This is a genomic window from Bradyrhizobium sp. AZCC 1678 (genome assembly GCF_036924765.1).
Classification (GTDB): Bacteria; Pseudomonadota; Alphaproteobacteria; order Rhizobiales; family Xanthobacteraceae; genus Bradyrhizobium; species Bradyrhizobium algeriense.
On sequence record NZ_JAZHSE010000001.1, the window covers coordinates 7633039 to 7659287 of the forward strand.

Sequence of the window (26249 nt, forward strand, 5' to 3'; positions counted from 1 at the left end):
CCGATGGCTGTGCCCGACTGAGCGGGCCGTTGATCCATTGACCTGATACCCGATGACCTAATACCCGATAGCCGCCCCATCGCTGCGCGGATCCGAGCCGCCGCTCAATGTGCCGTTCCGCCGGTCGATGGTGATGCCGTGCGCGTGACCGGCCATTTCGTTCCAGGCGTCCCAGCGGTTGATCGCGTGACCGCGTTGCGCGAGCGCGTCGATCGTAGCTTCGGGGAAGCGGCTCTCGATATGCAGCGTGTCGCGCGCTTCGCCGAGGGCGAAGCGGCCGGAAAGAAACCGCGGCATCTCGATCGCCTCCTGGATATCGAGGCCGAAATCGATCATCGCCGAATAGAGCTGCATATGGATTTGCGGCTGGCCATCCGCCCCCATGCAGCCGAGCACGCTCCAGAGCTTGCCGTCGCGTTTGGCCATCGAGGCAATCAGTGTATGCATCGGGATCTTGCCCGGCTCGAGACGATTGGGATGGTTGCGATCGAGCGAGAAATACGCGCCGCGATTTTGCAGGATGACGCCCGTGTTTCCCGCTACCACGCAGGAGCCGAAGGCGCCATACAGGCTTTGAATCAGCGACGCTGCGTTGCCGTCGCGATCGACGGTGGCGACATAGACCGTATCGCCGGACAGGCTGCCGAAAGACGGCACCATGTCCCATTTCAATGCCGACCTCGCGTCGATCAGCCGGCCGCGCTCGGCTGCGTATTCTTTCGATATCAGCCGCTCGACCGGCACATCGGCAAAGGCGGGATCGGCGAGCACCTGGTCGCGGCCGTGGTAGGCGATCTGCTTGGCCTGTACCAGCAAATGGACATGGTCGGGCCCGAGGAAATCCTTTCGGTGCAGTTGGTGGGGCTCGACGAGATTGAGCATTTCGAGCACGGTAAAACCCTGCGTCGGCGGCGGCGTGTTGAAGACCGTAACGTCGCGGTAGCGGCCAACAAGGGGAGCGGCCCAGACGGCCCTTTGCCGGCCGAAATCGGCAAGGCGAAACAGGCCGCCGTTTTCCTTGGAGAAGCGCGCCATCTCGGCGGCGACCGGCCCTTCATAAAAGCCGGACCACCCGTCATCCGCGATCGATTGCAACGTGCGCGCCAGGTTTGCGTTGGCAAGCTTGGTGCCCGGCCGCGCTGCCGCCCCATCGGCAAAGAAAAGCGCCGCGGCCGCTTGATCCCGCGCCAGATCATCGCGCGTCATCTCGATGAAGCTTGCAAGGCGGCCGGTGACAGGAAAGCCGTCGCTTGCATACCGGATAGCGCTTTCCAGCACGCGCCGCAGCGGAAGCCTTCCATAGGCATCGTGCGCCTCGATCCAGCTCGCTACTCCACCCGGCACCGTCAAGGTCGCCGGCACGATGCCCCGCAGCGGGATTTCATTCAGCCCGCGCGCTTCAAAGGACGACAGCGTAGCGCGCTCCGCCGCCTTGCCGCCGCCGTTGAGGGAGCGGATCTCGCCGCTCGCGCCGTCGTGAACGAGCCAGAACGCATCGCCGCCGAGACCGGTCATGTGCGGATAGACTACCGACAGCACCGCGCTGGCCGCGATCGCCGCGTCGATGGCGGAGCCGCCGGCGCGAAGCACGTCAAGGCCGGCCGCGGAGGCGAGCGAATGCGGCGACGTCACCATGCCGTTCGAGGCAAGCGTGACGGGCCGGCCGGTACGAATGTCCAACTCAAATCCCCGAATCTGCTCAGACGCCGATCAGGCGCGGATCCGTCTGATCATGTAATTGTCGTAGATGGCCTCGCATGTCGTGAGCCGCCAGCGCACGGCGGGCGCGGACTACGCGATGGCGGGTGCGGCGACGGCGCCAGTGGCGACTGCGGCACCGGCTGCCTTGAGGAGCTTCCTGCGATTCATGGTCAGTCTCCTTGCGTAGTGAGATGAGAAGCGAACGCGTGGACCGTCAGCCGCAGCATGGCCCGCGGTTATCCCGGCTCGCGCTGTTTCGGTCGGGCGGCAGGTCCATCGCCGGATTCTCGGCAAAGAAGCCGTTCGGCTTCAGCGCGAAGCCGACATATTCGACCGGCATCACCGGAAAATCTTCGGGACGGCAGACATGCGTGGCCCCGAAACTGTGCCAGACGACGATATCCTGGTTTTCGATCGAACGGTTTTTCGCAACATATTTCGGCAGACCGTCGCCGCCGGCATGCTGGTTTGGGAATTCGCCGCTCGCATAACGCTCGTCGGGCGCGTAGCGCGTCACCCAGATGTGCTTGGTCGCAAAGCCGCCGCGCGAGGTCATGTAGCAGCCCTCCTGCGCGAGCATCACGGGCGCGCTGTGCGCCAGGAGCTTGTAGGCCGTCGGGCCGCCGACGCTGTTCTTATGATTGGGATTGGTGATCTTCCAGTAGCGTCCCGTCCGGCCGTCGGCCTCGCGGACCGCGTCGCGTTCGCGCGCGAGAAGGCGCGACGTGGTATCGAAGACGTTGCCGTAGGGATTGTCCGTCCCCCATGGCCGTGGCCGGAACTCGTGCTCGGTGACGCTATTGCCCTCACCATCCAGCATCATGTGGAGGCGGGCATTGAAGAAATGCTGGTGGGTCGGACCGCCGAGATTCTCAGCGACCATGCCGCCCCACGGATAGGGCTTGCCCGGCGCGATCGCCGCCGTCTGGATGATGCCGGTAAGCTTGACCTCGAGCTGAATGGTGCCGTCCTGGTAGAAGTACCAGAAGAACCCGTAATCGTAATTTCCAACGGTGGTGAAGAACGAGACGACGAGCCGCCGTGACCGCCGCACCTCGAAGGTCTCATTGCGGAATTCGTAGTGCTTCCAGAGGATCCCGTAATCCTCCTCGTGCAGGCAGATCGCATTCCTCATGACGGCCGGCTTGCCGTAATCGTCGGCGACCGGCACATCGAAATAATGGATATGGCCGAGGCAGTCGCAGCCGAGTTCGAGTGCGTTGGCGAGCTTGCCCAGTCCATACTCCCCGGCGTCGAACGCGCATTTCCAGAAATGATTCGCGGTCGGATCGGCATAGGGAACGATCATGTCGGTGACGCTGGCCCGGTAGATGATCGGCCGTTCGCGCTCACGATCGCGAAACGAGATCTGGTGCAGCACCAGTCCCTCGCGCGCGGTCCAGCCGACACGGAACGACCAGTTCTGCCAATTGACCTTCCATCCCTCGACCGTAAAGCTCGGGCCGTCCTTTTGCACCACATCCAGCGGCTTCACGTCCTTGCGCGTCTGCGAGATCGATGCCCGGTCGTAGTTGCGCGATTTCTTCGGGATCGGAATCACGTCGGGCTCATCGACCAGATGGACGATCCTGTTCTCGATCAGGTCGACGAGCGCGACCACGCCTTCGATCGGGTGCGCGTAGCCGTTGTCCTTGAGATCCTTGCGCCAATAGGAAACGGCGCTGACCAGCCTGCGCCCCTTCTCCACCTCGCGGTTGAAATAGCCGGCCGAAAACGGGTCGACCTGAACCAGCTCGATGTCCTCATCATTCAGGCCCCGCCGCTTCACCGCACGCCGCCAGTCCGCGTCGGCCTTGACGATGTCGCCGACCTTGAACACTTCCTCGATCGTGATCGGCGGCTGGCCGTAGGGATGGAGCTTGGTCGGATACTCGCGCCACGCCGTCACGCGCTTGGAATCGAGATCTACCGTCGCGACATGCGTCGCGCCGGTCTTGCTGTCGAACAAGGTGACGGCGGCCCGTCGCAGGAGCCCGGCTGCCGGCTTCCATCCGAGGACGTCGGACTTGGCCGGCTCTTCGAGCTGCACGTGCGTAAATCGCGCGTGCGGGCCGAGCCGCTTTTCCGTCCTCAATATTTCGGACGCCAGCGCGACTTCGGTCTCGCTGAGCGGATCGAGCGGATGGCCGGCATCTGTGCCGGCGGATGGCTTTGTGCGTACCATATCGGACCGAATTCTCCAGAATTTGGCCGCAGGCTACGGCGGCCCGAGCCGCTGCGTCTTGAATGAACCTGCCACGTCCGGCGGTTTGGCCCTTGCCAGAGCGACCGGTCCTGGGCGACGCTGGGGGACCACAAACCGGATCTTGTTCGCACGATGCCGATCAGCGTCTCCACCGACCCGATCCGCCCGGCCGAGCGAACAGCCTATTGGACCGAGGCGATCTGCCGGTCATTCGCCAGTGTCGAAACCAAGCCGCTCGGCTCTGCAGTCGTCAGCGGTCATTTCGAATTCGTCGAAATTGGCGGCGCGAAGCTGGTCCGCTTCGACAGCAGTCCACAATGCTACACCCGCGATGCCCGGCTCGTGAACATGGCCGGTTCGGACGAATTCATGTTCGATTTCCAACGGCGCGGCCGAAGCTCGATCGTGCAAGCCGGAAACGAAAGCACGATCGAACCGGGATACGGCGTGCTCTACGACGCGCGGCGTCCGTTCGAGGATCGGCTGTTCGGTCCCGAGCAGCGCGTGGAGCTGCTGATCGCCACAGTCCCCGCCTCGTCGCTGTTGCGATCCGTCCCCGAAGCGGCGCGACTATGCGCGAAACCTATCCCCTTGTCCGGGACGATTGCGCGCGCGATTGCCGCGCTGGTACGCGACGCGATCTCCGTGCCGGACGCACCCGCAAGACAAAGCGAGCCTGACATCGTCGCTTATCTGTCGGCGATACTGCGCCTTGCCGCCGGCGCAAGCCATGAGCTGAGCCGCCCCGGCCTGTTCAGGCTGATCGACACTTACCTGAGGGCAAACATCGCCACGATCCGACCGGCGCCGGCGCTTGCCGCCGAGTTCGGCATTTCGGAGCGAACCTTTCATCGCATCTTCGCCGACCGCGCGACCACGTTCGAACGCCATGTCCTTCACCTGCGTGTCGAATTGTTCAAAGAACTGCTGCGGCAGGCTTCGCTGGCAAGCGTTCCGATCGCAAGGCTTGCGCATCAATGCGGCTTCGCCGATGCCGCCCACGCCACGCGCACGTTCAAGGACAGATTTGGCGCCACGCCACGGGATTTTCGCGCCAACCTGCCAGAGCGACGACTCGATTAAGCGTCGCAATAGCTGCGATACCAGCTCGCGAACCTGTGGATTCCGTCCTCGATCGGGGTTGCCGGGCGGAAGCCTACGTCACGCACGAGGTCATCAACATCGGCATAGGTCGTCGGCACGTCGCCCGGCTGCATCGGCAGCAGTTCCTTGTTGGCCTTGCGCCCCAGCTCCTGCTCGAGGAGACCGAGCACGAGCATCAATTCCTGCGGCTTGTTGTTGCCGACATTATAGATGCGCCAAGGGGCAATGCTCGATCCCGGGTCCTGAATTCCGTTCCACCCGACTTGCCCAACCTGCGGCGGGAGCTCGATCAGGCGGACCAGGGCTTCCGTCACATCGTCGACATAGGTGAAGTCGCGAAGCATCCGCCCCCCGTTGAACAGCTTGACCGGATCGCCGCGGACGATCGCATCCGCAAACACGAACAGCGCCATATCGGGACGATACCAGGGGCCGTACACCGTAAAGAACCGCAAGCCGGTGCACGGTATCCCGTAAAGATGGCTGTACGAATGCGCCATCAACTCGTTGGCCTTCTTGCTCGCGGCATAAAGGCTGATCGGGTGATCGACGTTGTCGTGCACCGAAAACGGCAGCTTCCTGTTGGCCCCGTAGACGGACGACGAGGATGCGAACAGCAGATGACGGCAGCCATTGTGCCGGCATCCCTCCAGAATATTGGTGAAGCCGACCAGATTGGCGTCGACATAGGCGTGCGGGTCCCTGAGCGAGTATCGTACGCCGGCTTGCGCGGCCAGATGGATGACGACGGGAAAGCGATACCGCGCAAACAGCGCCGGTATCGCCACGCGATCCGCCACGTCAAGCCTTTCGAACTGAAAGCGCGGGTCGTTGCGGAGGATATCGAGCCGGGCCGCCTTCAGCCGCGGATCGTAGTATGTGTTGAGATTGTCGACCCCGACGACGCGGTGGCCGGACTGCAGCAACCGCTGCGCCACGTGGAATCCGATGAACCCCGCCGCCCCCGTTACCAGAATTGCCTGGTCCGACATCATGCGCGCACCCTATCCGATGTCATGACGGCCTCTGCGCATCAGTACGCCACCGATTTCGGCCGACCGACGCCGCAGTACAGAAAGCCGTTCCGCTCCACCTCTTCCGGCGAGTAGATGTTGCGCAGATCGACGATGACCGGGCAGGCCATGATGGTGGACAATTCCTTCAGATCCAGGGCGCGAAACTGCTCCCATTCCGTGACGATGACGAGCGCGTGACATCCTTTGGCGCAACGATAGGCGTTTTCGCTAAAGGTGACGTTCTCGAACACCTTCTTCGCCTGTTCCATGCCGACGGGATCGAAAACGCGAACCTCGGCGCCCATGTCCTGCAGCGCGGTGATCAGCGGAATCGACGGCGCGTCGCGCATGTCGTCGGTATCTGGCTTGAAGGTTACGCCAAGCACCGCGATCGATTTTCCGCGCAGATTGCCGCCGAACGCGTTGGCGACCTTGCGCGCCATCGCCCGTTTGCGCTGATCGTTGACGGCGACCACCGTTTCCACGATTCGCACCGGCGATTCATTGTCCTGGCCGGTCTTGATCAGCGCCATCGCATCCTTCGGAAAGCAGGATCCGCCAAAACCCGGGCCCGCATGCAGGAATTTCTGACCGATCCGGTTGTCGAGGCCGATGCCGCGCGCGACTTCCTGCACATTGGCACCGACCTTTTCTGCAAGGTCCGCGATCTCGTTGATGAAGGCGATCTTGGTGGCGAGAAAGGAATTCGCGGCATATTTCGTCAGCTCGGCCGTGCGGCGATCGGTATAGAGAATCGGCGAAGCGTTGAGGTGAAGCGGCCGGTAGACCTCGGCCATCACGCCGCGGGCGCGCGCGTCATCCGTTCCGATCACGATCCGGTCCGGATGCTTGAAGTCGCGGATCGCGGCGCCTTCGCGCAGGAACTCGGGATTCGAGACGACGGCGACCGTGGCGGCGGGATTCTCTTCGCGGATGATACGCTCGACCTCGTCGCCGGTGCCGACCGGAACTGTCGACTTGGTGACCACCACCGCCCGCTCCGGAAGCACCGCCGCGATCTCGCGCGCTGCCGCATAGACATAGGACAGATCGGCATGGCCGTCGCCGCGGCGCGACGGCGTGCCGACCGCGATGAACACCACTTCCGCTTCGCTGACGGCCGACTTCAGATCGCTCGCGAATGAAAGGCGACCTTGTTCAACATTTCGCGCCACCAGTTCGGCCAGCCCCGGCTCGTGAATCGGCATCTCTCCGTTGTTGAGGCTGTCAACCTTTTCCGCGTTGCTGTCGATACAGACGACCTGATGCCCGAAATCGGAAAAGCACGCCCCTGACACCAGCCCGACATAGCCGGCGCCAATCATCGCTATATGCATTACGGTTCCTGCGTGAGAAGCCGCGCGCGACCGTGGCCGCGCCGGCGGGGATAGACGGTGAAACGACGAGCTAGCTGCTCAGTATCGATTCACCGTCGAGATGACGGGGGAAGAAAAAGAAATTGTTGACGTAGAACTGCCCGTCCTTGCGGCCGCCATCCGGTCGCAGCGCACCGGCATCCTGCAGCCTATCGGGATCGAACTGCTCCACGGCGATCACGTCATTGTCTTTCAGAAAGAAACCCCGATAGGACTTGCTCCGGAAGAATTCGAACACCAGGCGCGTCGCTTCGGCGCGATGGCGGTCTTCCGCCTCCACCAGAAATACCGGCTGGCACCGCTCCAGAAGTTCGACGGCGCCGTTCAGGACATTCAACTCGTGGCCTTCGACGTCGATCTTCACGAACGCCACGTCCTGGTCGATGACAGCGTCGAGCCGCGCGATCGGCACATGGGCCGAGACTATCTTGGCCGATGAATCGTTTCGCGCCTCCAGCGAGGCAAGCCCATAGACCAGGCCGTCATCGCCCTGCGGGATGAACAGCTCGGCATCGCCGTCATGATCCGACAGCGCTATCTCGTGGATGCTCACATTCCGCGCCGAGGTTCGGCGCAGCAGCCTTGCCATCTGCTGCGAAGGCTCGAAGGCATGAACCTGCCGGGAGAGGCGCGCCAGCCGCCGCGTGTACAGGCCGCAATTGGCGCCGATGTCGACCGTCACCGCGTCATCGGGTATCACCTTCTCGAGATAGGACAGTTCCCGCTCCGCCGATTTGGGCCGCTTCATGAAATGCCATTGCAGCCATATCGAGGGAAACGCGTCCTTCACCAGTTCCTTGACCTGTTGCTTTGCGTTCATCGCCGCCTCCCTTGGTGTCGCACGCACAGAATTCGCCGCGGCGTGCGTCGTCCTCGATGCGGATGCTGCCTCCCACCCAGCCGCACCTCAGACACGGTCATAGATATCCTGCACGCGAACGATATCGTCCTCGCCGAGATAGGCGCCCGACTGGACTTCGATCAGATTGAGCGGAACCTTGCCGGGATTTTCCAGACGATGCATGCATCCCAAGGGCACGAAGATCGACTCGTTCTCGCGCAAGAGGATTTCCTCGTCGTCGCGCGTGACGATCGCGGTGCCGTTCACCACGACCCAATGCTCGGCGCGGTGATAATGTTTCTGCAGCGACAGCTTGGCGCCGGGATTGACGGTGATCCGCTTGACCTGGAACCGGTCGCCTGAATGGATCGACTGATAGTAGCCCCAGGGACGATGGACGCTGTGAGTCTGGGTCGCCGACCGGTGGCCGTTTGCCTTCAGGCGCTCGACCAGCTTTCCAACATCCTGGTCGCGCTTGCGGCTGGTCACCAGCACCACATCGGGCGAGGTCGCGATGACGAGATCCTCGACCCCGAGCGCCGCGACCAGCGGCCCATCGCCGCGGACATAGCAACCCGAGGTGTCTTCCATCACCGCATCGCCAATCACCACATTGCCCGACGGATCCTTTTCCGCCATCGACCACAAGGCCGACCAGCTTCCGACATCGCTCCAGTCGAACGTCGCGGGCACGACCACGGCATTGTCGGTCTTTTCCATGATCGCGTAGTCCATCGAGATGGCCGGGCAGGCCTCGAAGGCCCGTTCCTCGAGGCGAAGAAAATCGAGATCGCGGGTCGCGCCGGTCAACGCCTTGCGGCAGGCGGCGAGCACGTCCGGCGCCCGTTGCGCCAACTCGTCGATGAACTGGCGGGCCGGCAGCAGAAATATGCCGCTGTTCCAGACATGCTGGTCGCAGGCCAGCAGGCGCTCCACCGTCACCAGATCCGGCTTCTCGACGAAGCTGGCCACACTGCGAATCGACGAAGCGGCCTCCCACTCGTCGCCCATCCGGATATAGCCGAAGCCGGTCGCCGCCGATGAGGGCCGGACGCCGAACAGGACGAATCGGCCGTATCGCGCGGCCGTGACGCCCGCCGATATGGCGGCGCGAAACGCGGCGTGATCGCGCACCCAGTGATCCACCGGCATCGCCAGTATCACGGCGTCAGGATCGCTTTCACTGGCGAGCAGCGCTGCAATCGCGACCGCAGGCGCGGTGTTTCTTCCGAACGGTTCGAGCACGATGGTCGGACGATCGACGCCGACCGCGCGTAATTGTTCGCCGATCGCAAAGCGATGCTCGGCGTTGGCGATCACCATCGGCTCGGTAAATAGCGAGCGATCATCGACCCGCAGCGCCGTTTGCTGCAGCAGGGTGTTCTCGCCAAGCAGCGAAAGCAATTGCTTGGGGTAGGTCTCGCGCGACAGCGGCCACAGCCGCGAGCCGGCGCCACCTGACAGGAGAACGGGTACGATACGGCCGCGCGGCTCGATCATCGCCATGGCATGGTCCTTCGATGTCTTGACGTTGGTCAGAATCCGCTTCCCGACAGGAATTCCTTGCGGATGGTGCGGATGATGATCATGACGTCCATACGCAGTGACCACTGCTCGATGTAATGCAGGTCGTAATCAATCCGCGAGACCGCAGGCCCGAACTCGGCCGTGCTGCCCCTGCAGCCGCTGACCTGCGCGAGCCCGGTAATGCCGGGCCGCGCCGTATGGCGCTGAAAATAATATGGCACGAGGTCTTCGTAGGGCAGATCCGCGGCCAGCATTCCCGGAACGTGCGGCCGCGGCCCGACCAGCGACATGTCGCCCTTGATCACGTTGATCAGTTGCGGAATCTCGTCGAGGCTGGTCTTGCGCAGAATTCGCCCCACCGGCGTCACGCGCGCATCGCCCTGGACCGTCTGCCTTACGCCGCGCACATCACCGGCATCGTTACGCATGGTGCGGAACTTATAGATCTTGAAGCGGCGGTTCCGATAGCCGTAGCGGTATTGAAAGAACAGCACCGGGCCCGGCGACGTCGTCTTGATCGCCACGGCAATCGCAATCAGGAGAGGCGCGAAAAACAGCAATGCGCCGCCTGCCGCGGCGATATCGAAGACGCGCTTTGCGATCGACGACGACGGCTCAGTCCGCGCGGCACGGCGCGACCGCCGGCGGCCTCGATACGCACGATGCGTACCGCCGCCGGCAAACTCGACAGGACGGACCGAAATCTGAGTCCGCTCTCTCCGAATCGGCGTGACGTTGTTCCGATCGAAGTTGGCTGTCACGATCGAGGTCATGACTCTCCTCTCTGCTGAAACCGGACTGTGATCGAGCGATTAGAGTCGCTCGGCACCGCGCGTGACGACTTCGCAGCAGCGAACGCCAGCACCTTCCGCGAGCGCGAACGCTCGCCGGTCGGTAAGACTTTCCACAATCTTGAGCGAAATTTGGCGCGAAAGCGAAAATGTCGCGTGGAACAACGCAACGGAATCTTTACCGTGATTTGTGCGACGCGATATTCCGGTTTGTTCGGAAGCGCTTAGTTTCGATTTGCCCGGTTAACGGGCTGCGTGTGACTCGACGCAGCTATGCATATTCGAAAATCGCGGAACAAAATCGTCTGTTCGATTCTCGACATAAAATTGAACAATGCAGCGTCGCTATAAGGGCAACAAATGGCCGTCACGCCGTTGTCTTGAACGAGATCGTTCATCGAAAGCTAGCGATCCACCACAGCCTGACGACAGACGGAGACTGAAGCGCACGAGCTGGTGCGATGATCGCCAGGCTTCGAAGAAAAAACAGAGACGGCAGCGATTCGCGAGCCGTCCACCTCGCGGAACGCTTCCGGGGAGGCGCCCATGATGGCCGAACGTCTGCACAGCCGCGCGCTGGTGCCGCACGACAGAGTGCTGCCTGACCGTAAGCTCAGGAACCGAATCATCATCGGGAATGTGATAGCGTGGGTGGCGATCGTTATCTTGATCGCTCTGCTCTTTTTTTAGACACCTCGCCTCGGCGTACGGCGTGATGGATTGACCGCCACCCGGTTCCATGATCGACATCGCACACCATGCACCAGATGTCCGCGGCACCCTCGCGCTCCGTTAACGCTTCGGCGCCCGCCGCTACACGCATCTATGCGGTCGGTGACATCCACGGCCGGGCCGACCTGCTGAGCGAAATCACGGCGCGCATCGATGACGACATCCGGCGCCGACCGGTCGCGCATACGGTCGAGGTCTATCTCGGCGACTACATCGACCGCGGACCGCACTCCAGGACGGTGATGGATTTGCTCGCGGTTCGACTCGTCGCCAATCGCGCGGTGTGCCTGCGCGGCAACCACGAGGCTGTGATGGAAGGATTCCTTCAGGACCCGGCCATCCTCCAATATTGGCAGCAACTGGGCGGCATGCAGACGCTTGCGTCCTATGGTGTCGAGCTGCGCAACGGAACCGAGCCGGCGAACGATCTGCATCGCCGCTTTCTCGATGCGTTCCCGCGTGAACACGAACTGGTCATGCAGTGCTTGCGTAACCAGTTCAGCTGCGGAGATTTTCTGTTCGTTCACGCCGGCATTCGTCCGGACGTTCCACTCGATGATCAGGATCCCAACGATCTGATCTGGATTCGAGATGAGTTTCTCGACTGCACGCGGAACCACGAACGATTCGTCGTGCACGGCCATACGCCGGTGCCGCATCCCGACATCCGTTCCAACCGGATCAATATCGACACCGCTGCGTGGCGAACAGGAACCCTGACCTGCATTGCGATCGAAGGATCGACGATCCTCTTTTTGTGAAGTGCGAACGTGTGCTCCTGATCAGTGGAACTCGCGCATCACATTCTTTCGCCTTTTTTTCTTCTCAATGATCGACGGCTGTACGTGCATTCACGGAGATGCAGCCATGCAGCAACGGTCGCCCAGCGCCGGCCTGACGCTTCACTTACTTCTTTTCGTCTTTGCGATCGCCGGCATCAGTGCCGGCCTTTCGGTTCATGCTTCAGCACAGACGCCTCCATCCGCAGCGTCTGCGGAAAGTTACATCCTTGGCCCGAACGATCGAATCAGGCTGAAGGTCTACGGCGAGAGCGACATCACCGGCGAATATGAGATCGACAACACCGGTCAGGTCTCGATTCCACTCGCGGGCCATATAAAGGCTGCGGGCGCCACGACGCGGCAGCTCGAGAAATCGATCGCATCCGCGCTTGCCAAGGGAATCGTGCGCGATCCGCGCGTGAACGTCGAGATCGCGCAGTATCGCCCGTATTACATCCTCGGCGAAGTGAAGAAGAGCGGCGAATACCCGTATCGTCATGGGTTGACGGTGATGGACGCGGTCGCAAGCGCCGGCGGGTTCACGTACCGGGCCAATGAGAACAAGGTCTTTCTGCGCCGCTCAGGCGCCAGTGCTGAAGAGATCTTGCCTCTCAATGCTCCTGTTCCGGTTTTCCCGGGCGACAACATTCGGATTCCGGAACGCTACTTCTAGCGTCGCGGAACCGCAGATGAGATGCATGCCGCTTGCGTGCGGATGACGACGTGTGTGTTGCGTTGTCGTCACAAGCGTTTTGCATTGCGAAATATTTTTGCGGCGCGAGGAAAACTTTTTCCGGCAAGGCGCGTTGCAAGCGAGCGCATCACTTCAATCTCACAATTCAAAGACCTTGCGCCCGTGTACCGAGTATGAGGCATGCCTTTCTTATGCGCAGTCGACGATCATTTTCTGAGCGATGGGCTTCGCCCGTTAAGTGTTCGCCGCCTTCGTGTTCCCGCAAGGGATCGGTGATGGGATTCGAGTTAACAGTTGCATCGCTGAATGCATCCGAAGGAAGCGGAGAACGATTCCGCTCCATACGCGTGCCCGGCCGATGCCGCTTCAGCCTGTTGCCCGCCCCGGCGGCTGTCATCCTGCTCGGTCTTGGATCGTCGGCGAATGCCCAGGCCATTCCGTGGACCAGCGGAGAATTCGCCTCCCCCTGGAACGCACAGAAGATCTTTGAGCCGTCATCGCTGCCGGACCGGACCGATCCGAACAATCGCGAAGAGATCCCGCCCGAAGACATGCCGGTGAAGAAGCGACAACAGCCTGGCTATGAACCCGTCGGCATTCGCTCCGGTTCCTGGATGTTCAACCCGTCGCTGACCGCCGGAACTTTTTACGACAGCAACATCTTTGCTTCGAACACCGCGCCGCGTTCCGACATCGCGGCGGTGATCGAGCCGACGCTGCGTGCGCACTCATTATGGGGACGGCATGGCCTGGACCTGAAACTGGACGCGCAGTCGACGACCTATAACCAGTTTTCGAGCCTGAACCAGACCAACGCCAGCCTGAAGGGCAACGGTTGGCTGGACATCACGAACGACACGATGCTGCTCGGCAGCTTTCAGATCGCACATCTGAACGAAGGCGTCGGCACGCTCACTTCCCCCGCCAACGCCATATCGCCGACGCCATACAATTTGATGTCCGGCGACGTCACGCTGCGCAAGGAGTTCAACCGGCTGACGACATCGGTCGGCTTCCGCACCGATTCCTACGACTACGGATCGACGCGCGCGCAGGACGGCACCGTCATCAACCAGGACGCCCGCGATGGGCAGGTCTACGCGCTGCACAGCCGGATCGACTATGCGATCTCTTCCACCCTCGGCTGGTTCGGTGGCGTAGAAGGCAATCAGCGCGACATCAGGGGAACTCCGGGCCATACACTGGACTCGCAAGGCTATCGCGCGCTGACCGGCATCACGGTCGGCTTAAGCAATCTGGTGACCGGCGAATTCGGCGCCGGCTATGTTCAGCAGCGCTTCGACGACCCGTCGATCGGCAACATCGAAGGCCCTTCCTACCGCGCACGACTGACATGGCGGCCGACGCGCCTGCTCGACGTGCACTTCAACGCCGAACAGCTTGTCACGCAGACCACCGACACCAGCGCCACCGGCGTGCTCGCGAACGCGGTGCAGCTCGGCCTCGATTACGAGCTGCGGCGCAACATCATCGTCTCGCTCGCCGGCGGTTACGAGAACGACAAGTTCTTCGGTCAGCTCCGCAAGGACAACGTGCTGACATCAGACACCCGCGTCAAATACCTCGTCAATCGTTTCGCGGCCGTTTCCGCCTACTACCGCTACACCAAGCGCGACAGCGACATTCCCGTCTTCACCTTCGACAAACACCTGGTAGGAATGAATGTTACAGCGCAATTCTGACCTGCCCTATGTGATCCCCGACGAACCTCCTGCCCGCCCCGCCGCGGAAAGCTGGCAGTATCCGACCGTCGATCTGCGCGAGATGGGCCGCATCCTGCGCCGTCGCTACCGGCTGCTGGCGCTGCCGGCCTTGGCGCTGCTCGGGCTGGCGCTGACCTATTTGATGTTCGCCACCACTCTCTATACAGCGACATCGACCGTGCTGGTCGATCCGCGCCGTGCCAATGTCGTCGAGACCAACCAGTCCGTGCTGTCAAACTTCGGCACGGATGATGCAACGATCGAAAGCCAGACGCTGCTGATCCAGTCGGTCGCGATTCTGACACGCGTCGTTGACAAGCTGAAGCTAACCGAAGATGAGGAATTCACACCGAAGCCCGGCCTGCTCGATCCGATCAAGGGGCTATTCCGCAGCAGCGGGCCGAGCGACGGAGCCAGCCCGGAGGACGCCGCCAGGTCGCGATCGGTCGATATCCTTCAGAAGCGGATGAAAGTGACGCGGCAGGGCACCACTTTCCTCGTCGACGTCGCCGTCAGTTCTCAATCGCCGCAGAAGGCCGCGACCATCGCCAACGCGATTGCGGATGCGTATTTCAACGAACAGGTACGCGCCAAATACGATGCGACGCGCATTGCCGCCACCTGGCTCAACAGCCAGATCGACGAGTTGAAGTCGAAGGTTGTCGCCTCCGAAAAGGCGGTCGAGGATTATCGTTCCGCCAATAATCTGATGGTGTCGCAGGGCGTCACGCTCAACGACCAGCAGATCACCGACCTCAACGGCAAGCTGATCGCCGCGCGCGCGCAAACCGCGGAGGCGCGGGCCAAGTACGAGCAGATCCAGGACATCGCGAAATCCGGCGGCGATCCCGGCGGCATCAACGCGGCCATTTCCTCGGAAATGATCACCAAACTGCGCACGCAATATGCCGACATCGCCAAGAACGAAGCTGATTTGTCGAGCAAATACGGCGCGCGTCACCCCCTCGTCGCCAATGTGCGGGCGCAGCGGCGCGATACCCAAAGACTGATCAACGAGGAAATCCGGCGGATACTGGAGAGCACCAAGCACGACTACGACGTGGCGCGTTCCCGCGAGACGTCGCTGCAGCAAAGCCTCGACAAGCTTCAGGGCGTGTCCACTTCCTCAGGGCAAGCGCAGGTGCGCTTGCGCGAACTGCAGCGCGAGGCCGAGGCCAACCGCACTCAGTATGAATCCTATCTGGCGCGGTCCAAGGAAACGACGGCGCAAGAGAGCCTTGAGATGCCGGATTCCCGGATCGTGACCAAGGCCAGCATTCCGATCAGGCCGTCGTCTCCCAAGACGATGCTGATCCTGGGTCTTGCGGTGATGCTCGGGCTCGGCGCCGGCAGCGTGCTGGCGTTCCTCGTCGACTATCTCGACGGCCGCGTCAAGACGCTCGAACAGGCCGAAGCCATATCGGGCGTGCCCGTGCTTGCGGCGGTTCCATTAGTCGGCGCGCGCGAGCTCGCCCGCCTCGCCCGGCGCGGACGCAACGAACTCGGCCGCTACGATCCGAAGAGCACGAAGTTGCTGCCGGCGCCGCTACAGCCACCCTTGACGCGCTACGCAATCGACGAGCCCGGCACGTTCTTCGCGGAAGCGATCCGTGCCGTTCGCCTTGCGCTGCAACGGACGATGCGATCGCAGCCGGTAAAGGTCGTACAGGTCACCTCCGCGCTCGACAGCGAAGGCAAGACCACGCTGGCCATCAACCTGGCGCAGTCGCTGGCCATGCTCGGCATCCGAACGCTCCTGATTGATGGCGACCTCCGCAACCCGCAAGTGACCCGCGCACTCTGTCCGCGCGCTGACGCGGGGCTGCTCGAAGTCGCAATCGGCCAGACCGCGCCTGAACAGGCCATTCTGGTGGATCACAGCACCGGGCTTTCGATTCTGCCGTCGACCAGGATCAAGGAAGTCGAATACATCACGGAGTTGATGTTCTCCGACCGGATCGTCGACGTTCTCGATCACTTCCGTCACCGCTACGAATTGATCGTGATCGACTCGCCGCCGCTGGTGCCTTTGGTCGATGGCCGCGCGCTCGCCGAACTCGCAGATCGCATCATCCTGGCGCTGGCATGGGACCAGACCCCCGGCGAAGTGCTGTCCCATGCCATGGACTTGCTGTCCCCGGTCAGCGACCGGATCATGGGGACGGTGCTCACACGAGTGGATCTCAGCCGCCTGCAGTTCTACGACTATTACCGCAGCTCGGCCTATCTCAAGCCATACGGCGCCGCGAGCCTCCATGCCGGAGCGGCGCGGTGAGAGTGCGTGGACCGTTGCACGGACCGGCCGGCATCGCACAGGTGCATCGCCGCCCCCTTGCGTCACCGGCAGTGCGGCCGGCTTCCTATGCGCATGGGCGCATGGCGAATGCCGACGCATTCATCGAACGGATCGCAGCCGGCCTGTTGCTGCTGGCCGTGATTGCAACGTTCACGCTCTCCTCCTCCGTTCTGACCAACTGGAAAATCCACTATTTGACGGCAGGCGGCAATTTTTACGAAAAACTGCACCCCGCAACCTATTTCAGCTTGCTTGCATTCTCTCTGCTGTTGCTGCGCAGCCGCGGCCCGGTCGGCGAGATCAACCGGATGTTTTCCGAATCGAAACTGCTGCTGGCGTATCTGCTCTGCTGGCTGTTTCTCTTGATCCAGGTGTTCGTGCTCGAACGCCCGTTCACGGTCATCATCGACACGTTTCTGCTGCCGATCCTGATCGCGATGGTGATGTGGCAACTGTCAGCGTCGCGAAAACATTCGCTGGCCTGGGCCGTTCATTTCACCATCCTGCTGAACGTCGTGATCGGCTACTATGAGTATTTCTCCGGCCATCGGCTGATCCCGTTGACGCTCGGCGACGTCGTGGTGGTGGGGGAATGGCGCTCCGCGGCGCTGCTGGGCCACCCGCTCACGGCATCCGGCGTTGTCGGCGCCTATGTTCTGGCGCTGGTGCTTCGTCCGGCGATTTGTCCGCCGATCCTGCTGCGGCTGCCGCTGATCGCATTCAGCCTCGGATCGCTGATGGCCTTTGGTGGCAGAACGTCGCTGGTCACCGTGCTGGCGATGATCGGGCTGCTCGGGGCCTTTGAGGCGTTCCGCCTGATGCGGGGAAGGCGAATGCCGCTTCCCGCGGCAATACTGGCAATCTGCGTGCTGTTTGCCGCAGGCGCCATCGTATTCGCCGCGCTCGACCTCGGCATTTTCGACAAAATGCTGCTGCGCTTCTCTTCCGACAAGGGCAGCACGCTGGCGCGCTATGCCACCTTCAGCCTGCTCTCGCATTTCGACTGGCATGAACTGATCCTCGGCCCCAACCCGGTTCGGGTGAATGCGCTGCAGTCGCAGCTCGGCCTCAACTACGGCATCGAAAACTTCTGGATTGCCTCCGTCGTCCAGTTCGGGCTCGTCCACACCATCCTGCTGACGGTCGGACTGGTCTGTTTCTTCGTCGAGTTGCTGCGCCGCTCGAACCCCGCGGCATGGGCGATCGTGCTGCTGATCGTCATCATCGCCGCCAGTTCGGTGAGCTTCTCGTCGAAGAACATTCAACTCGCGCAGTTCGTGATCCTCATTTCGGTCTTGCTGCCGCGCGAGCCGCGGCGCGGCGCCGCGCCCGCGCAAGTCCGCACCCCCATCAGCTACCGGTCCGTTCCGGCATAACTCGGGATTCCCTTTCGCATGACCATCTATGTCGACAACACCCATCTCGGACGTCACGTCACCGGTCTCGAACGCATCACGCTCGAGCTGTTCTCCGAGGCCGCGCTGGCGCCGCTCGACGTCGTTCCGGTGAGGGCGCAGGGTCTCCGCCAGATGGTGACGACGCAGACCCTGGGATTGCCGATGCGGCTCGCCGCTTCGTCCTCCATCCTGCTATGCCCCGGCTTTCCGCCCAGTCCGCTGCTACGGCCGTTCGCATCGCGGGTGCTGCCCTATATCCACGATGACTTTCTGATCACGCGGCGCGCCGAGCTCAATATGCGGGCGCGGCTCTATATGGCCGGGCCCTTCAAGCTCGCGTTGCGCCACTACCCGCGCTTTCTGGCAAATTCCGGCGACACAAGACGCAAACTTGCCGCGCATTGCCGGCCAGATGCCGAGGTGACGCTCTATCGGCCTTCGGTCCGCAACGTGTTCGGCCTCGACACCGGACAACGCGGCGAACGCAGTGCGCAGCCGCAACCGCTTCGGCTGATCGCGCTGGGCACGGTGGAGCCGCGCAAGAATTTCAGGGCCGCGGCGAAAATCCTCGGTGCGCTGCGCGTGCAGGGATTTCCGGAAGCGGCGCTGGACATCGTCGGCAGACCGGGATGGGGCGACGACTGGCAAGCGCTTGAGAGCCAACCGGGCGTCACGCTGCACGGATATCAGTCCGCTGAACGGGTCAATCAGTTGCTTGACGCCGCCGACCTGTTCATCTGCACCTCCCATGACGAAGGGCTGGGACTGCCGCTGCTGGAGGCGCAATACGCCGGCCTGCCGATCATCGCCCCCGACGCCGCCATTTTCCGCGAGGTGCTCGGCGAGTCCGGCATCCATGTCGATCCCGCCGATCCTTCCAGCGCGGCCGCGCGAATCGCGGCTGCCCTGTCGAACGAAGACTGGCGTGCCCGATACGTGGCGCTGGCGGTGCGGAATCTGGCGCGCTGGAACGATCTGGCGCGCGGCGACCGCGACACGGTCATCAGCCTGATCGCCAGCCTTGCCGCCTGACACTCGCGTTCCAGGAAATTCAGGTCCGGAGTACCGCAGCCTTGCATGACACCAGCGCCACAAGGCATCAGGACGGGTTGCGCATCATTGCGGCCAGCGCCGTGGTGATCCTTCACTATTCCGATTACTTCAAGGACGCGGGCGTCGGCCAATTCATGGTCGCGCGCACCTGGCATTTCAACCTGTTCGTGGACCTGTTCTTTGTCGTCTCCGGCTTTGTCATCGCCCGGCAGTATTTCGGCCGCGTCAACGACGCCGCATCGATCGGCCGCTTCCTCTGGCGTCGCCTCGCCCGCATCTATCCACTGCACCTCGCCACGCTTGCCTTCTATATAGCGCTTGCCGGCGCGCTTCATTTCGGCGCCGCCCGGACCGACAACCCCGCCCGTTACCCGCTTTCCGACCTGCCCGCACAGTTCCTGCTGCTTCACGCCTTCATCGGCGAGCGCCTGACGTTCAACTTCCCGAGTTGGTCGCTGTCGGCGGAAATGTTCTGCTATCTGCTTTTCCCGGCCGTCGCGCTGATCGCGCAACGCCGCAAGGAGACGGTCATTGCGCTCGTGGCTCTCGCCGCGCTCGCCAACTCCCTTTGGGCGTGGGCAGCAGGAATGGCGGCGTGGGCCGACTGGATCAACCAGGGCGGCGCCTTCAGGGCGCTGCCTGCCTTCAACCTCGGCATGGCCTGCTATCTGTTCCGCGACCGGATCGCGCGCTGGCCCACAATTCCTGGCGCGCTGGCCGCATCGCTGGCGGCGTTTATTGTGCTCGGTTCCCTGCTGCCGACGATGACTGCCCTGCTGGCGATCTATGCCATCGCGATGCTTGCCATCCAGGCCGATTGCGCGGGACGCGAGACGCTGCTGTCGCGGCTCCGCTTCGATCGCTGGTCGCCGCTGACCTATTCCTGCTACATGCTGCATATTCCGGTTGCGACCGTCATCATCACCTTCGGGTCGCGGCTGCTTTCGCTGTCGCCTCATGAACGCTTGATACTTGCGCCGGTGGCGATCGTCGTTCTTGCATTCGCGAGCATCGTCTCATTGCGCGCGTTTGAAACGCCGCTGCGGCGATATCTGACCGAGGCCTACGACCGCCGCGCCATCAGGCCCGAACCGTCTCCCGCGATCTCGCGGCAGGAGGGTGCATGATGACGGTCGTGGAGCGCATACCGGCAAACGCGGGATCCCTGAGCGTCGCACAGGCGCCGACCCGAAGCCGAGACGGCGTCATCGACGCCATGCGCGGCGTCGCGATACTGATGGTGATCGGAATTCATTCGCTGCCGCAGCCGCTCGATGCCATCTGGGCAAAATCGCTCGACGCGGCGCTGCGGCCCTGCGTGCCGGTGTTCCTGTTCACCTCCGGTTATCTGACGACGCTCTCCGGCCGCGTGCCGCTCGCGAAACGGTTAAAGGCGGCCTTGATTCCCTACGCGATCGCGTTCGTCGCCGCCTATGCCTACATGGCGCTGCATAATCCGGCGATGGACCATCGCCTCGGCACGACGCTGGCGCGGTTCACCCTGGGGTACGTCTTCGTCTACTATTACGTCTTCGTCTATGTCTGCTGCACGTTTGGCCTATGGCTCGTCTTCGCGGTTAGCGGCACCGAACAGCCTGCAAGAAAACGGATTGCGGCGCTGCTGATCCTCTCGATCGGCTGCGGTCTGCTCGCAGGCAGCTATATTGATCCTGCTATGTCGAGGTTGGGCGCCTCGGACGCACTGCTCGACGAAGTCCGCATGCGCGACATTCCGTTCTGGTTCTCGTTTGCCGCGCTCGGCGCGCTGACCGCGATGTTCGCAGACCTGAGCGACCACAACATGCGCCGCGCGCTGCCTGGCGCCACGCTGGCGGCCTACATGTTCTATGCCGCCGTGCGCATTCTCGGCCTCGGCGACGCCGCCACCTACGATTCGACCGCCTTCTTCCTCTATGCAGCGCTGTTCTGCGTTGCACTGCTCGCCGTCCAGCCAAGCTCGCCGCTGCTTGGATGGTTCGGCTCGGGCAGCTATTTCATCTATCTCTGGCACATCTTCATCGTCATGCTGCTGCGCGATCACACCACGCTGCATCAGCTCGGCGGCATCGCCAGCTTCGCCGTTTGCGGCGGCTTGGCCATCCTCCTCAGCGCCGCCGCGCTGCTGGCCGTCCGGCAGTTCGCCTCCGCCCGACTCTGCCGCTGGCTGGGGGCCTGAGATGCTCTTAAAACACACCCTGCTCTATCTGCCTGCGCAATTCGTCGGGCCGCTGTTCCAGCTTGTGGCGATGATCGTGTGGACGCATGTCGTCGATGAGCACACGCTCGGCGTCATCACGCTGATCACAGCCACGCACGAATTGCTGCAGATCGGCTTCCTCGCCTGGTGGTCGCAATATGCGCTGCGTTTCCTCGGACGCTATCAGGACGCCAACGACGCGCCGCGCTTCTACCGTACCGAAAACGCGGTCCTGCTCGCATCCGTTACGTTGCAGAGCGCGGCCGTCATTGGAATTCTGCTTCTGGTGATTGCGCCCGGCGCCAGAACGGACCTCCTCCTTGCCGCCGTCGCCTATGTGATTACCCGATCCCTCAATCTCTATATCGGCGAGCGCGCCCGCGCGCAGCAGCAGATCCGGGTCTACACGATCCAGCAGGTATTCGGGCCGTCGGTCGGATTTGTCCTCGGCCTGGTGCTGATCAAATTGTTCGGCCAATCGGCGGAGTGGCCGCTTGCGGGATACGCGGCGGCGCAACTGACCGCGGCGCTGATCGTGATGCCGACGCTGCGCTGCGGCTACCGCCTTTGGCCGATCGACCGGGAGATCGTCACGCACGCGCTGCGCTACGGCATTCCACTGATCGTCGGCGGCGCGCTCGGCTGGGTCGGCCTCAACGCGTCGCGCTTCATCGTCAACCAGATGTCGGGCGTGGCCGCGGCCGGGCTGTTCGCGGTCGGTTACGGCCTCGGCCAGCGCGCCGCGGCGGTCGCGGCCATGCTGGTGACAGCCGCCGCGTTTCCGCTGGCGGTCAAGAGCATGGAACAGGAGGGCAGCCAGGCCGGCATGCGCCAGCTTGCCGCCAACAGCGCGCTCCTGGTCGCCATCCTGGCGCCGAGCCTCGCCGGCATCTTCATGCTGAGAGCGGAGATCGTGCATCTGTTGATCGCGGTTCCGTTCCAGGCGGTGACGCTCGCCGTGCTGCCGCTCTCCACGCTTGCCGGCGCGATCCGCAACCTGCGCGCCCATTTCGGCGACCAGGTGTTTCTCCTGCAGAATCGCACGCGCTGGATGATGGGAATTGCGGCGATCGACGCCTCGACAACCGTAGTGCTGAGCGCCCTGTTCCTGCCGCGCTGGGGACTCACAGGAGTAGCCGGCGCCACCGTGCTGGCGGCGCTGGCCGCGGCAAGTGTCAGCTTCTCGATCGGGTTTACCCGGTTTGGCCTGCGGCTTCCGGTCGGCCATCTCGTGCGCATCGCTTTGGCCACGATCGCGATGGCGGCGTTGCTGCGGATCTTCCCGGAAGCCCGCACCATTGCCGTGCTGGCGGCACATGTCACGGCCGGCGCCGCCGTCTATTTCGGCGCGCTCGCCCTGCTCTACGCACCGACGCTGGTGCGAATACTCCGCCCGCGCCCCCAACATTCGGGAGCGTGAGTGATCTCGACCTACGATTTCCTTGTATTCTCGAACGCGCGCGCCATCGCGAACCAGAGCGGCTTCTTCTGCATCGATGAATCGAACGGCAGCGGCCGAGGCAGCCGTTGCGCGAGGGGGTCCTTCTTCTTCGCCGCGTCGGTATAGAACGAGTAGTTGTCGGCAAGTTCCCACGCGATCACCACCTTGACTGCCGGAACGCGCAGCACGTTATTCAGGTACTTCTCGGCCGTATCGGCGATCATGGCATCGCGCGTCGCGATGTCATCCGGAAACGTGTCGTCGCGCACGTCGAATTCAGTCAGGTAGATCTCGACGCCACGTTCGGCCAAGGCATGAAGAAATTCGGCGAAGCGTCCGGGGTCGTGCGGGTAGCGGGGCTGCAGGTGGCTTTGCAGACCGACGGCATGCAGCGGCACGCCGGCATGCTTCAATTCGTCCACCAGCTGCAGCAATCCCTTGCGTACCGTGAGGCCGACCTCATCGTCGCGCTCGCTCTGTGCTTCGTTCAGAACCAGTTTGGTCTTCCGGTCGACCATCGCCACGCGCTCGAATGCGCGGCGCACGTATCCTGTGCCGAACGTGTCGTACCATGGACCGAGCCTGTAACCGCCGGGCGCCTTGTGCCCGGGCCAGAACGGTTCGTTGACGACATCCCATGAATGCAGTTTGCCGACATAACGGGCAGCCACTTCCTCGATATAGGAATCGAAGAACTTCTCGCGCTCGGCCCCGCTCATGTTCCTGATCCATTGCGGAACCCATTCGTTCCAGATCAGGCAATGGCCCCGCATCGGAATGTTGTTACTTGCACAGAATTGCAGCAGACGGTCCGCGCTCTCGAACCGCTTCGGCCCCGGCTGCGGCGCGATGGTTCCCATCTTCATCGCAATGTCAGTCGTAACGATCCGCGTCTGCGTCTGATAGAGCTCGCGATAGGCATGATCCTTGTCGATGACAGGGCCTGCAGCTGCGCCGAACACGATCCCGTTACGGGCGGCGATGGCGCCGAGACTCTGCGTGGGCTGCGCCGCGAATGCTCCCTTCTCGTACGACGCAACGCTTGCTCCTGCGATAAGAGCGAGCGCATTTCGCCTCGACCACTGCTGCATAGCTGATCTCCATCACGTGAATGATTCGCCGCCATGTCTCGCACTTCGCATCGCGACATCGCCATCGTTGCGTCGCATTAGTTCGATTTCGTGACGATGCCGGTTGAGAAAATTTTCGACACACAGTTCCCGTCACGAAGCAGCGGGCATGTCGATAGTTCAGCGTGAATGCGTCTCTCGATCAAATCATCATCAGGGGATCGACATGTCGGAACCGCCAATATCGTTGCAGCCGAGTCTCACCGTCGATGGCATCACCATCAATGTTCCATCGCTCCCCGCGGCGGTTTCGTCGATCGTGTCGGCTGCGCAACATGGCGACACCTTCAGCGTCTGTACGCTCAATCTCGATCACGTTGTTCAATTGCAGCAACACGCGAACTTTCGCGCCGCCTATCGCCGTGCCCGATTTGTCACAGCCGATGGGTTCCCGATCGTCGTGCTGAGCCGTCTCATGGGAACGCGCATCGAGCGGACGACCGGCGCCGATCTCGTCGAGCCGGTCTGCGCGGAAGCGCGAAAGAAAGGCCTCCCGGTCTTTCTGCTGGGCGCGAACGATCTCACGCTGAACGCGACGGCGCGACGTCTCTCGGAACGATTCAGGGGATTGCAGATTGCAGGCTGCCTTGCGCCGGGACCGGGGTTCGATCCCTATTCCAGCGAAGCCGATGCGGCGATCGAACGTATTCGCGACTCCGGCGCCAGGCTCTGCTTCGTGGCGCTGGGTGCGCCACGGCAGGAGCTGTTCGCCGCGCGATGCCTCGACGAGTTGAACGGAACCGGCGTGTTGTGCATCGGCGCCGCGCTCGATTTCATTGCCGGCACACAGAGCCGCGCGCCGTCCATCGCGCGCAAGACGGGGCTTGAATGGGCGTGGCGCATGCTGCGCGAGCCGCGGCGGCTCGGCCCCCGCTATGTCAAATGCATGAGCGTTGTTCCGCGCCTCGTTGCGCGAACCATTCCGCAAATCGTCCAGGCACGCATGAGGAAAGCGGCATGACTTCAACATTGACCCTGGCGCTACGCGCGCGAAATGCCAACCCGATCAAGCCGCGTTACCAGATCTGCCTGATCCATCCGTTCGACCCGCGCGGCCAAAAGGTCGGCGGCCTCGAAACCTACATCCGCGACTTCATCACGTTTCATCCCGTTGACACCGACATCCTCTTCATCGGCGTCGACTCGACGGGCGATCTGGAGTTGGGAAAGCTTCACCGGCTGACGTTCCGCGGCCGCGGCTTCGACTTCCTGCCCATCCTGCATTATTCGGACCAGCAGGCGCGCGAAGCGGCCCGCAGCATCCGCACCTCGCTGACCGGCCAATTCTTCATGGCGCTGCTCCGCCACTTCGGCCCGATCGCACGGTTGATCCGCGCCAGGCGATGCTCGGTCGATCTGCGGCGCGTTGAATTTTCGTGGCTGCCGGCGATCCTGCGGCTTCCCTTCGTTCAGATGCTTCACGGCGAAGGTGCACCGAAATTGCAGATGGATTCGCTGCTGCGGAAATACGCCTTCGTCCACAATACCGGCGAGCGGTTCGCCGTCGCCATGAGCGAGAAGTTCCTTTGCGTCAATCCGTTCATCACCGAGCGGCTGCAGCAGACCTATCCGCGCCGCAAGGACAAGATCGACACGCTCTGGACATGGGTCAATACGGATATCTTCAAGCCGCAACTTTGGCCGCTGGACTCTTCACCGTTCCAGATCGTGTTCGCCGGCCGGCTCGATGAGTTCAAGGATCCGCCGCTGATGTTTCGCACCATCGATCGCCTGCGGCAGCGATTGAACGGCGATGTCAGGTTTCACTACATAGGCACCAGCGACCCGCACCGGTTCGAGGAATTCGCAGCCATCGAAGACATCACCGTGCGCCACGGCTTCAAGGATGCCGCGGGCATGGCGGAGACGCTGGCGAGCGCCCATGCCGGCATCCTGACATCCGAATTCGAAGGCATGCCGCGTTGCGTGCTGGAAACCCTGGCGGTTGGCCGGCCCGTCGTCGCCATGCACCTGCCGCAGCTCGAATCCGTGATCCGCCCTGGCGTCAGCGGCTATCTGGTGGCGCGCGACGGCAGTCGAGACGACATGGTGGATGCGCTCGCGCAGCGGTTTGTCGATGTCAGGACTGGCATCGAGGCGGGCGCGATGAATCCGGTACACATCGCCGATTCCATCAGGGCGTTCACCCCTGGCACCCAGCTCGCGCGGGTGTATCGCTATCACCAGGAAATTCAGGATGCGCGCGGCCTTGCCGCCGCGGCGCCGACCTATTGAGGGCGC

22 protein-coding genes are annotated in these 26249 nt (G+C 62.6%); 13 read left to right on the top strand and 9 right to left on the bottom strand.

Annotated elements, in window-relative coordinates:
* Positions 1 to 57: 57 nt before the first annotated feature.
* From ggt to V1294_RS36430, 3 genes are all read right to left on the bottom strand, one after another.
* Positions 58 to 1680 (bottom strand): gamma-glutamyltransferase, encoded by a 1623-nt coding sequence (gene ggt, locus V1294_RS36425; protein ID WP_334504077.1) that lies wholly within the window; start codon positions 1678 to 1680, stop codon positions 58 to 60.
* 111 nt (positions 1681 to 1791) lie between these two features.
* The gene (locus V1294_RS38185) at positions 1792 to 1869 is read right to left on the bottom strand and encodes a twin-arginine translocation signal domain-containing protein (protein ID WP_417021289.1); all 78 of its coding nucleotides are present in this window, start codon (positions 1867 to 1869) and stop codon (positions 1792 to 1794) included.
* A gap of 46 nt (positions 1870 to 1915) precedes the next feature.
* A complete protein-coding gene (locus V1294_RS36430; protein WP_334504081.1) occupies positions 1916 to 3886 on the bottom strand; it encodes a primary-amine oxidase in 1971 nt (656 codons plus the stop codon).
* 153 nt (positions 3887 to 4039) lie between these two features.
* Between V1294_RS36430 and V1294_RS36435 the strand changes: the two genes are divergently transcribed.
* Positions 4040 to 4990 (top strand): helix-turn-helix domain-containing protein, encoded by a 951-nt coding sequence (locus V1294_RS36435; RefSeq protein ID WP_334504083.1) that lies wholly within the window; start codon positions 4040 to 4042, stop codon positions 4988 to 4990.
* On the opposite strand, the gene V1294_RS36440 is transcribed toward V1294_RS36435, so the two are convergent.
* The 5 genes from V1294_RS36440 to V1294_RS36460 form a co-directional block, all read right to left on the bottom strand.
* Entirely contained in the window at positions 4987 to 6003 is a 1017-nt protein-coding gene (locus V1294_RS36440) for an NAD-dependent epimerase (protein WP_334504085.1), read from the bottom strand. The genes V1294_RS36435 and V1294_RS36440 overlap by 4 nt on opposite strands.
* 41 nt (positions 6004 to 6044) lie before the next feature.
* Positions 6045 to 7364 (bottom strand): UDP-glucose dehydrogenase family protein, encoded by a 1320-nt coding sequence (locus V1294_RS36445; protein ID WP_334485606.1) that lies wholly within the window; start codon positions 7362 to 7364, stop codon positions 6045 to 6047.
* A 70-nt stretch (positions 7365 to 7434) separates the two neighbouring features.
* On the bottom strand, positions 7435 to 8223 hold the full coding sequence (locus V1294_RS36450; RefSeq protein ID WP_334504087.1) for an FkbM family methyltransferase: 789 nt from the start codon (positions 8221 to 8223) through the stop codon (positions 7435 to 7437).
* Positions 8224 to 8310: 87 nt separating this feature from the next.
* Entirely contained in the window at positions 8311 to 9744 is a 1434-nt protein-coding gene (locus V1294_RS36455; RefSeq protein ID WP_334504972.1) for a mannose-1-phosphate guanylyltransferase/mannose-6-phosphate isomerase, read from the bottom strand.
* A gap of 35 nt (positions 9745 to 9779) precedes the next feature.
* Complete coding sequence (locus tag V1294_RS36460) at positions 9780 to 10544, bottom strand: sugar transferase (protein ID WP_334485610.1); 765 nt, start codon at positions 10542 to 10544, stop codon at positions 9780 to 9782.
* Between the two features lie 564 nt (positions 10545 to 11108).
* Here V1294_RS36460 and V1294_RS36465 point away from each other — a divergent pair.
* The 10 genes from V1294_RS36465 (at position 11109) to V1294_RS36510 (ending at position 22857) form a co-directional block, all read left to right on the top strand.
* Complete coding sequence (locus V1294_RS36465) at positions 11109 to 11252, top strand: hypothetical protein (protein ID WP_247781332.1); 144 nt, start codon at positions 11109 to 11111, stop codon at positions 11250 to 11252.
* 68 nt (positions 11253 to 11320) lie between these two features.
* Positions 11321 to 12055, top strand: a complete 735-nt coding sequence (locus V1294_RS36470; RefSeq protein ID WP_334504090.1) for a metallophosphoesterase family protein — start codon at positions 11321 to 11323, stop codon at positions 12053 to 12055.
* Positions 12021 to 12749 carry a polysaccharide biosynthesis/export family protein gene (locus V1294_RS36475; RefSeq protein WP_334504092.1) on the top strand — a complete coding sequence of 243 codons (729 nt, stop codon included), beginning with the start codon at positions 12021 to 12023 and terminating at the stop codon, positions 12747 to 12749. The genes V1294_RS36470 and V1294_RS36475 overlap by 35 nt, the downstream gene beginning before the upstream one ends.
* 368 nt (positions 12750 to 13117) lie before the next feature.
* Positions 13118 to 14473 (top strand): outer membrane beta-barrel protein, encoded by a 1356-nt coding sequence (locus V1294_RS36480; protein ID WP_334504094.1) that lies wholly within the window; start codon positions 13118 to 13120, stop codon positions 14471 to 14473.
* Complete coding sequence (locus tag V1294_RS36485) at positions 14454 to 16769, top strand: AAA family ATPase (RefSeq protein WP_334485620.1); 2316 nt, start codon at positions 14454 to 14456, stop codon at positions 16767 to 16769. Before V1294_RS36480 ends, V1294_RS36485 begins: the two co-directional genes overlap by 20 nt.
* The gene (locus V1294_RS36490) at positions 16766 to 18166 is read left to right on the top strand and encodes a VpsF family polysaccharide biosynthesis protein (RefSeq protein ID WP_334504096.1); all 1401 of its coding nucleotides are present in this window, start codon (positions 16766 to 16768) and stop codon (positions 18164 to 18166) included. The genes V1294_RS36485 and V1294_RS36490 overlap by 4 nt, the downstream gene beginning before the upstream one ends.
* A gap of 18 nt (positions 18167 to 18184) precedes the next feature.
* Positions 18185 to 19219, top strand: a complete 1035-nt coding sequence (locus V1294_RS36495) for a glycosyltransferase (RefSeq protein ID WP_334504098.1) — start codon at positions 18185 to 18187, stop codon at positions 19217 to 19219.
* Between the two features lie 41 nt (positions 19220 to 19260).
* Complete coding sequence (locus V1294_RS36500) at positions 19261 to 20367, top strand: acyltransferase family protein (RefSeq protein WP_334504100.1); 1107 nt, start codon at positions 19261 to 19263, stop codon at positions 20365 to 20367.
* Entirely contained in the window at positions 20364 to 21416 is a 1053-nt protein-coding gene (locus V1294_RS36505) for an acyltransferase (RefSeq protein WP_334504101.1), read from the top strand. Before V1294_RS36500 ends, V1294_RS36505 begins: the two co-directional genes overlap by 4 nt.
* Before the next feature lies 1 nt (position 21417).
* Positions 21418 to 22857 carry a lipopolysaccharide biosynthesis protein gene (locus V1294_RS36510; protein WP_334504102.1) on the top strand — a complete coding sequence of 480 codons (1440 nt, stop codon included), beginning with the start codon at positions 21418 to 21420 and terminating at the stop codon, positions 22855 to 22857.
* Positions 22858 to 22868: 11 nt separating this feature from the next.
* On the opposite strand, the gene V1294_RS36515 is transcribed toward V1294_RS36510, so the two are convergent.
* Positions 22869 to 23969: an endo-1,4-beta-xylanase gene (locus V1294_RS36515; RefSeq protein WP_334504103.1), complete on the bottom strand. Its 1101-nt coding sequence runs from the start codon at positions 23967 to 23969 to the stop codon at positions 22869 to 22871.
* 205 nt (positions 23970 to 24174) lie between these two features.
* On the opposite strand from V1294_RS36515, the gene V1294_RS36520 reads away from it, so the two are divergent.
* Positions 24175 to 24969, top strand: coding sequence for a WecB/TagA/CpsF family glycosyltransferase (locus tag V1294_RS36520; protein ID WP_334485634.1), 795 nt, complete (start codon positions 24175 to 24177; stop codon positions 24967 to 24969).
* A complete protein-coding gene (locus V1294_RS36525) occupies positions 24966 to 26243 on the top strand; it encodes a glycosyltransferase (RefSeq protein ID WP_334504105.1) in 1278 nt (425 codons plus the stop codon). Before V1294_RS36520 ends, V1294_RS36525 begins: the two co-directional genes overlap by 4 nt.
* The last annotated feature ends 6 nt before the right edge of the window (positions 26244 to 26249 follow it).